General features: G+C 43.5%; 4 protein-coding genes and 1 CRISPR repeat array. Of the genes, 3 read left to right on the top strand and 1 reads right to left on the bottom strand.

Features of this window, described 5'->3' with window-relative positions:
• Positions 1 to 149: 149 nt before the first annotated feature.
• Positions 150 to 404, top strand: a complete 255-nt coding sequence (gene cas2 / locus LAY57_RS17400) for a CRISPR-associated endonuclease Cas2, Ssr7093 family (protein WP_338022429.1) — start codon at positions 150 to 152, stop codon at positions 402 to 404.
• Positions 405 to 589: 185 nt separating this feature from the next.
• A CRISPR array of direct repeats spans positions 590 to 2,098; the repeat unit is 36 nt; unit sequence CTCCCTACTCGCTAGGGAAATTAGTTGAATGGAAAC.
• A gap of 46 nt (positions 2,099 to 2,144) precedes the next feature.
• Here the strand turns inward: cas2 and LAY57_RS36545 are convergent.
• A complete protein-coding gene (locus LAY57_RS36545; RefSeq protein WP_420839096.1) occupies positions 2,145 to 2,591 on the bottom strand; it encodes a hypothetical protein in 447 nt (148 codons plus the stop codon).
• Between the two features lie 236 nt (positions 2,592 to 2,827).
• Here LAY57_RS36545 and cas10 point away from each other — a divergent pair, with 236 nt between their 5' ends.
• Both cas10 and LAY57_RS17390 read left to right on the top strand, forming a co-directional pair.
• Complete coding sequence (cas10, locus tag LAY57_RS17395; RefSeq protein WP_249068054.1) at positions 2,828 to 5,944, top strand: type III-B CRISPR-associated protein Cas10/Cmr2; 3,117 nt, start codon at positions 2,828 to 2,830, stop codon at positions 5,942 to 5,944.
• Entirely contained in the window at positions 5,931 to 7,037 is a 1,107-nt protein-coding gene (locus LAY57_RS17390) for a type III-B CRISPR module-associated Cmr3 family protein (protein ID WP_249068052.1), read from the top strand. The genes cas10 and LAY57_RS17390 overlap by 14 nt, the downstream gene beginning before the upstream one ends.
• Positions 7,038 to 7,039: the final 2 nt, after the last annotated feature.

Raw genomic sequence — 7,039 nt, 5'->3', positions numbered from 1 at the left:
GCTTGGTTATGTTTCAAATACGGTAGGGCATACCGAAATTAACGCTTGTGGAGAGACGATCCTCTACTTAAACCTGGAAACAGCGTTTAAGCAAGATTGCTCATTGAAGCAAGAATCCCCGTCCCTTTAGGGCTGGGGAGTGTCAAGATATTCCTTGCGATAAGCGACGAAAGAAAGTGTCGGATTTGTTGGAGGGGTACGGACGGCGGGTGCAATATTCGGTGTTTGAATGTGTGCTGTCTTCTAGTAAATATGAGGAATTGCGGGAAAGATTGAGGGAAAGGGTAAAGCTGGAGGAGGATAATGTGCGGTTTTATCCTTTGTCTGGGCATACTTTGGGACAGGTGGAAACTTGGGGCGTTGGGCCGTCTGTGACTGAGTTGCCTGGGTCGGTGATTATTTAGGTTTGGTTGCGAGGCTGAGGAAAAATGGCTGGATTGACGCAGTTTCGTTGCGAGCCTCGCAGCTGTGCTGGGTAAGGGTTTGGGGGATTTTCCCAAGGCGAGGTTGTCTGGTTTTGTGGTAGGATTAACTGAGCTTCGCAAATGCCTTCTGGACATTAGGCCAGGTAAGGGTTTCAGAAGCAGGTCTCCCTACTCGCTAGGGAAATTAGTTGAATGGAAACCTCTGAAGAGTTAATGTAATCTGTTATTAACTCCACTCCCTACTCGCTAGGGAAATTAGTTGAATGGAAACTCTTTCCAGTCTTAGAGGTAGGCGATTACAACGTGACCGTTCCCTCCCTACTCGCTAGGGAAATTAGTTGAATGGAAACATCTCTGTTATTTGCTGTGGGATGTTGTCTCGGCTCCCTACTCGCTAGGGAAATTAGTTGAATGGAAACTAGGGCATATCCGTAATCCAGGTGTGAGATTTCTTTAGTTACTCCCTACTCGCTAGGGAAATTAGTTGAATGGAAACACGGGAAGGACACGAAAACACCCCCCGGCACAGCAACCTCCCTACTCGCTAGGGAAATTAGTTGAATGGAAACCCCGGCAATTGCTTTATTGAGCTTGACACTTTGACGAATTTAAGCTCCCTACTCGCTAGGGAAATTAGTTGAATGGAAACATAACCGTAAAGTAGCTGAGGTAATTTTCAGTGATACTCCCTACTCGCTAGGGAAATTAGTTGAATGGAAACTTAAAGTAGAATGTTTTCTAATAACGCTCTTTCTACTCTCCCTACTCGCTAGGGAAATTAGTTGAATGGAAACTGCAAGGGCTGTTTGTTCCTTGATTTTGTTGCTAAGCTCCCTACTCGCTAGGGAAATTAGTTGAATGGAAACTTCTTCACGGTCAGCGCTTCTGCCACAGATGCAAACCTCCCTACTCGCTAGGGAAATTAGTTGAATGGAAACGTTCCAGCTACGCTAATTAGGGGGGAGTGGAATTGCCTCCCTACTCGCTAGGGAAATTAGTTGAATGGAAACCCTACTTCTTTTGCCATAAGTATTGGGTAGCACATATCTCCCTACTCGCTAGGGAAATTAGTTGAATGGAAACAGTCGCCATAGTCACAGTGACCGTGGACCTTAATTTCCTCCCTACTCGCTAGGGAAATTAGTTGAATGGAAACTCCTTTGAGAAACTGCCACGTGCCACCTCTTTGCACTCCTCCCTACTCGCTAGGGAAATTAGTTGAATGGAAACGAAAGAGGTCAAGAACGCGCCTAGGTCGGTCAAACCCTCCCTACTCGCTAGGGAAATTAGTTGAATGGAAACGTCATAATGCAGCCTTTTTCTACTTCTAACCAGTGGCTCCCTACTCGCTAGGGAAATTAGTTGAATGGAAACGTTTTTCAACGGAAAGGCACACACATGAGGCCCCTCTCCCTACTCGCTAGGGAAATTAGTTGAATGGAAACGTTTGGCGTAATGTTCCGTCAAGATCGAAAAAGAAGATTTTAGTCATCTCCCTACTCGCTAGGGAAATTAGTTGAATGGAAACCCTGTATTGCAGCAATGGCCGCCGCCAGCTTCTCGACCTCCCTACTCGCTAGGGAAATTAGTTGAATGGAAACCGAGGGATTCGTATTTGGCGATTAGCTTGGTGACGTCTCCCTACTCGCTAGGGAAATTAGTTGAATGGAAACCTAGTACCAAGCGGTAAGGACAAAGTACGGCGAAACTCCCTACTCGCTAGGGAAACAACAGAACAGAGAAACCCGGTTTCTTGAAGAAACCGGGTTTCTGAACCCACAGGTAACTTTTGACTAGCCTATAAAACTCTGATGCAGTCGGACAAATTATCCACAGATGAGGTAAATCTGTTTCCTCAAAACGGGTATTATTTCGTCTTGCTTGACGTTCTAAAAAAGCAAAAACATCAAACAATTTGCCTATACAGCTACGCACATCTCCCAGGTTGATAGCGTTGCGGAAAGGTTCAAAAATCGCTGCCGTAGCGGCCAAACGTCCTAGTAATCCCAATTCAGTAGCATTGACAACTTGCGCTCTTGGTGCAAACCAAACATCGATTTCCCGAACTTCACCAGCAATATTACGACTTGTTTCTACCTCTCCCAACGGTGATAACAATTCTTTCAGATAGTCTTTAGCAAATTGGTCGTAAGGAAATACAGTCATTCAATTTTTGATTTTTGATTTGGGATTTTGGATTGAGGAATTGCTTAAGTCAATTATAATGGTTAGCCCAGAAACCGGGTTTCTTTTCTGCATAGCGCGATCGCACTAAATTGTCAAGCAAAAGCCAATAATCAATCAAAACTCACTACATCACCGGAAAACCTGACCAATAGAAGCTTGTAGGACTTGAGATTAAAAAAATATGGATATTTACTTATCCTGGCAATTTTAGGGTAATGCTTGATACAGTGCAGTTAATCGAGAGGGAGAACTTTCACCCCCTCACTCTTATCGAAGTCAAAGCACTATATATAAGGATAAAACCCGTGTCGGAAGGATACTGGCAAGCGAAAATCTGGGGACTGCTACACGATCCCGCTTTGAAAGCCTTACACAATAATAGCGGACGTGGCTTGGAAGGAGCCTGGAACTCGCTGGAATGTATGGCGGGGTGGGTATCCCCAAAAGACAAAAAATCCCACAAAACATCCCCATTGAGCGGTAAATGGCTAGATACGGTGGCTTTGTGCGATTTAATTGCTTCGGCAAGCGATCGGGCCGCCGTCGGCAGACTTCCTAACATTACCATCGATTATAATGACACGGGATTGCAAATTCGTCATCTACTTTCCGGTCAGCCACAAACCCTCAAACTCGGACAATGGCACGATTTTTTAATGGGTTTAGGCAGAAATCGGGCCGATTGGCTGGCGCAAGTCGAAGCCGCTGTCATACCCGATTCTATCAAACAAGAAAAAGATGCTCGCAAAGTCTTTTGGTGGTTGTGGCGCTGCTACCCCGTCGTACTCAGCAAAGCCTTAGAACGCAGCGAAAATATCCCCCAAGAAACCAGTTTACCACTATTACCCGCCGAAACCCGCCTTCCCGATGGTTCCCTCTGGAGTCACGCCAGCATAACAGCCGCATTAGCAGGCAGTTTAGCAGGTTATTACAACAAACCAGAAGATTATCCCCAAAAATATCAAAGATTTACCGAATCTCGCCCCCATTTAGCCATTTTCAGCTTCTCACCCGTACAGGAATTAATCAAAGCCAGCCGCAAAATGCGCGATTTTTGGGCAAGTTCCTGGTTACTGCACTATCTTTCAGCTAAAATTTCTTGGGAATTAGCCAACAAATACGGCCCCGATGCCTTATTATATCCCTGTCTTTACGAACAACCATTAATCGACCATTGGCTGTTAAAAGAATACGGCAAAGATGCCAGTTTTTCCGAAGTCATCAAACAGCCTACACCCGCCAAACTACTAACCGCTGGATTTCCCAACGTCCTCGTTTTCATCTTACCAGATAACGGCGCATCCCAAGGCGGAAATACCGAGAAAAACCCAGTCAAATCGGCAATGGCTTATGCCGAACAAGTGCTGAAACAAGAATGGAAAAATTTAGGCGATTTAGTTTTAAACCGCCTCAAAGATAAAGCTTGGATGCCCAATATCAATCCCCAAAGTTGGGATAGTTGGCTAAAAGCCCAATGGCAAACTTATTGGGTAGGTTTACCCATTGGAAATCCCCAAACAATCCTGCATCATTCCCCCCGCAAACGTAAAAATTATCAGGAATGGATAGACAAACAAAATGAGTTTGCTTGTCCTAAACCAAAACTATTTATAGAATCGGAAACAGAATTTCTCCAAGCCGTTTTTGAATCAGCAATAAAAGAAGCTTTTTCAAATCGTCATTCCTCCAAACAAAGCTATAAAGCCAAAAAACCCAACTTAAATGTTGGTTCTTGGTGGGCAAGTATTTTCGACCAAACACGCTTAGCCATGAACGCCATTAAAAACGCCCGTAATTGGCAATTACCCACCGCTTTCGGCCCCCGTTCCACCGTTTCCGGCATTGGGCCAGTAGTGCATCCACATCCAGAAGGTAAAAAAAATGATTGGATGAGTGAGGGAGAAACCAAAAAATATTGGCAAAACAAAGTAGGTTTATTTGATGGAATAGAACAACTGAATGCCACAGAAACCTTAAAGCGAGGCTTACATAAAATCTTACCAGATTTGCTGGATATTAAGGAAGATGAAATGTCAGCTTCTTACCCAGATTTAACTGCGGGTGTTGCCGGATATTTAAAAGTATCTCATAGCGACGACTTAGACAACTTTAATCAAGCTTGCCAAGCGATTACCGATAAATTTGATTTCGCCCAAAATGTAGCAGACACGATGAAGAAAAGTTGGGGAATACCTTGGGCAGATAACAGACCCCAAAAATATCATCCCCGCCTCTTAAATGTAGGCTGGTTAATCGAAGACGCACCCGAAGAAAATCGGCAAGAAATACGCCCAAAACTATCACAAACTATTGAGGAATATTACCCCAACAATAATCCTACCGATTGGTATATTTTAGCCGCCGGAGATGGCGACGGCATGGCAAATTGGCTGAAAGGAGAACCGCTAGAAAATTATAGCGAATATATTCCCAATTCTCTCCTTCCCAAACTTAATGAAATGGCAACAGAACTGCAAGAACCATTTAAAAAGTTCTTGCTAGAAAAAAAACGCATGGGGCCATCCACTCACAGCGCCCTCAGTCGCGCCTTATTAGACTTTTCCAATCAATTAGTTCCTTATCTGACAGAACAACGTTATGCTGGAAGGTTAATTTATAGTGGTGGCGATGATGTTTTAGCTTACACAAATCTCTGGGAATGGGATAAATGGTTATGGGATATTCGCCAATGTTTCCGAGGAGATAAAGATCCCAAAGATGAATTTAATAATGACGGAAATTATTGGCAATTGAAGGATGAAAAGTTACCAGATAGACCGTTATTCACGATGGGAAAAAAAGCTACGATTAGCTTTGGGATTGTAATCGCAAATCAAGCTGTTCCCCTCGCAATTGCTTTAGAAAATATGTGGGAAGCGGAAAAGGAAGGTGCGAAAAAACATCTATCTCCAGACGGTGAATTAAAAGATGCCGTCCAAGTCCGCATCCTCTACAGCAATGGCAACATTCTAAAAGCTACTGCCAAATTCGATACTTTCCAACAGTGGAAAGAACTGCTAACAGTAATAGATGATTTAGAACCGGCGATTTTTGAGCAAGCGGCAGCCCTGTGGATGCAACACAATGCGCCAGTTCAAGATGCCATTTTACCTTGGACAAAAGCATTTTGCAGCCGTCGCGATTTCTTCAAAGGCGATGATGGAGTTCGCGATAAATTTCAACACAAATTATCTCAATTTATCGATAATTTGTGGCAGACAACTGTCCCAGAAGATTTGGATCGAGAGATTCAAAACTGGCTAAAAATAGCCGCTTTTACTTTACGAAATCGTAACATAAAATCAGGGAAAAAAGCCAATGTTCTGGTATAATCTTATTCCGTTGGATGTCTTATTATTCAGGGATGCCAAACCATTTACCCCAGGGGAAAGGGCATGGGCAAGCAGCGTTTTCCCGCCCAACGGTCATGCGATCGCAGGTGCATTACGACAACACCTGGGTGACAAAATAAACTTCCAAATCACAGGCCCATTTTTCTGCTACAACCAACAAACCTTATACTTTCCTCGGCCCTTGGGATTTGTCGGTACAACCCCTTTAATTCCTTTAGAATGGAATAAAAAATCGCCCCTACATCATGTTTTATGGGATGAACAACAACCATGCCCATTATCACGTCCCTACCCAAAAGATAAAGATTGTAAAAATGAAGAGGATTTTGACCAAAAGAATTCCAAATATCGGCAATTTTTGCCTTATAATATAGTTAAGAAATATCTAGACAGCGGAAAAATTAGCCTAGAAGATTGGGAAATTGAAGTAGACGGCGAAGACCAACCTTGGGAGATCGAAACGCGATCGCACAACGCCCTTTTAGAAGGTACGCGCCAAGTTAAAGATGCCGATGGTTACTTTGTCGAGAATGCGATTAGGCTAAAACCAAATTGGAGTTTGGCAATAGGAGTTAATAAAGAAATCGAAACTCCTACAACCTTGCGACTGGGTGGTGAAGGACATCGCGTAATTTTGCAACGTGGCGATGATTTAATAGCACAGTGGGATGATTTGCAACAGTTATCAGAAAATAATTTTGAAACAGTCGGAAAATCTCTTGCTTACCTAATCACACCGGGAGTATTTGAACGGCTTCACGATAATAATAAAGCCATTTGTCAAGCATGGCCTTGGGAGTGGAAATTAGCCCATACTACTAATAGTAACCAAAAAGCAGGACAATTAGTGAGTGTAGCAACAGATAGGGCAGTTCCCATTAGTTGTCGGATATTTTCTAAAGAAAATAGTAGCATTCCTGCACCGCAAGTATTTGCAGCACCTGCTGGGAGTATTTACTATCTGGAAAAACCGCAAGGATTGTTTCAGGATAGTGGGGAGGGAACGGAAAAAGCTAAACGTTGGCGGCAATTGGGTTATTCAGAATTGTTGTGGGTTTCTTACAAGGAGTAATT

Source organism: Argonema antarcticum A004/B2, from assembly GCF_023333585.1.
Classification (GTDB): Bacteria; Cyanobacteriota; Cyanobacteriia; order Cyanobacteriales; family Aerosakkonemataceae; genus Argonema; species Argonema antarcticum.
This window is presented reverse-complemented; position numbering and strand designations above follow the sequence as displayed.

Bases quoted from the DNA above. Each gene is read 5' to 3' on its own strand.
- LAY57_RS36545 (WP_420839096.1), bottom strand. From the start codon at position 2,591: ATGACTGTATTTCCTTACGACCAATTTGCTAAAGACTATCTGAAAGAA.
- cas10 (WP_249068054.1), top strand. From the start codon at position 2,828: ATGCTTGATACAGTGCAGTTAATCGAGAGGGAGAACTTTCACCCCCTC.
- LAY57_RS17390 (WP_249068052.1), top strand. From the start codon at position 5,931: ATGTTCTGGTATAATCTTATTCCGTTGGATGTCTTATTATTCAGGGAT.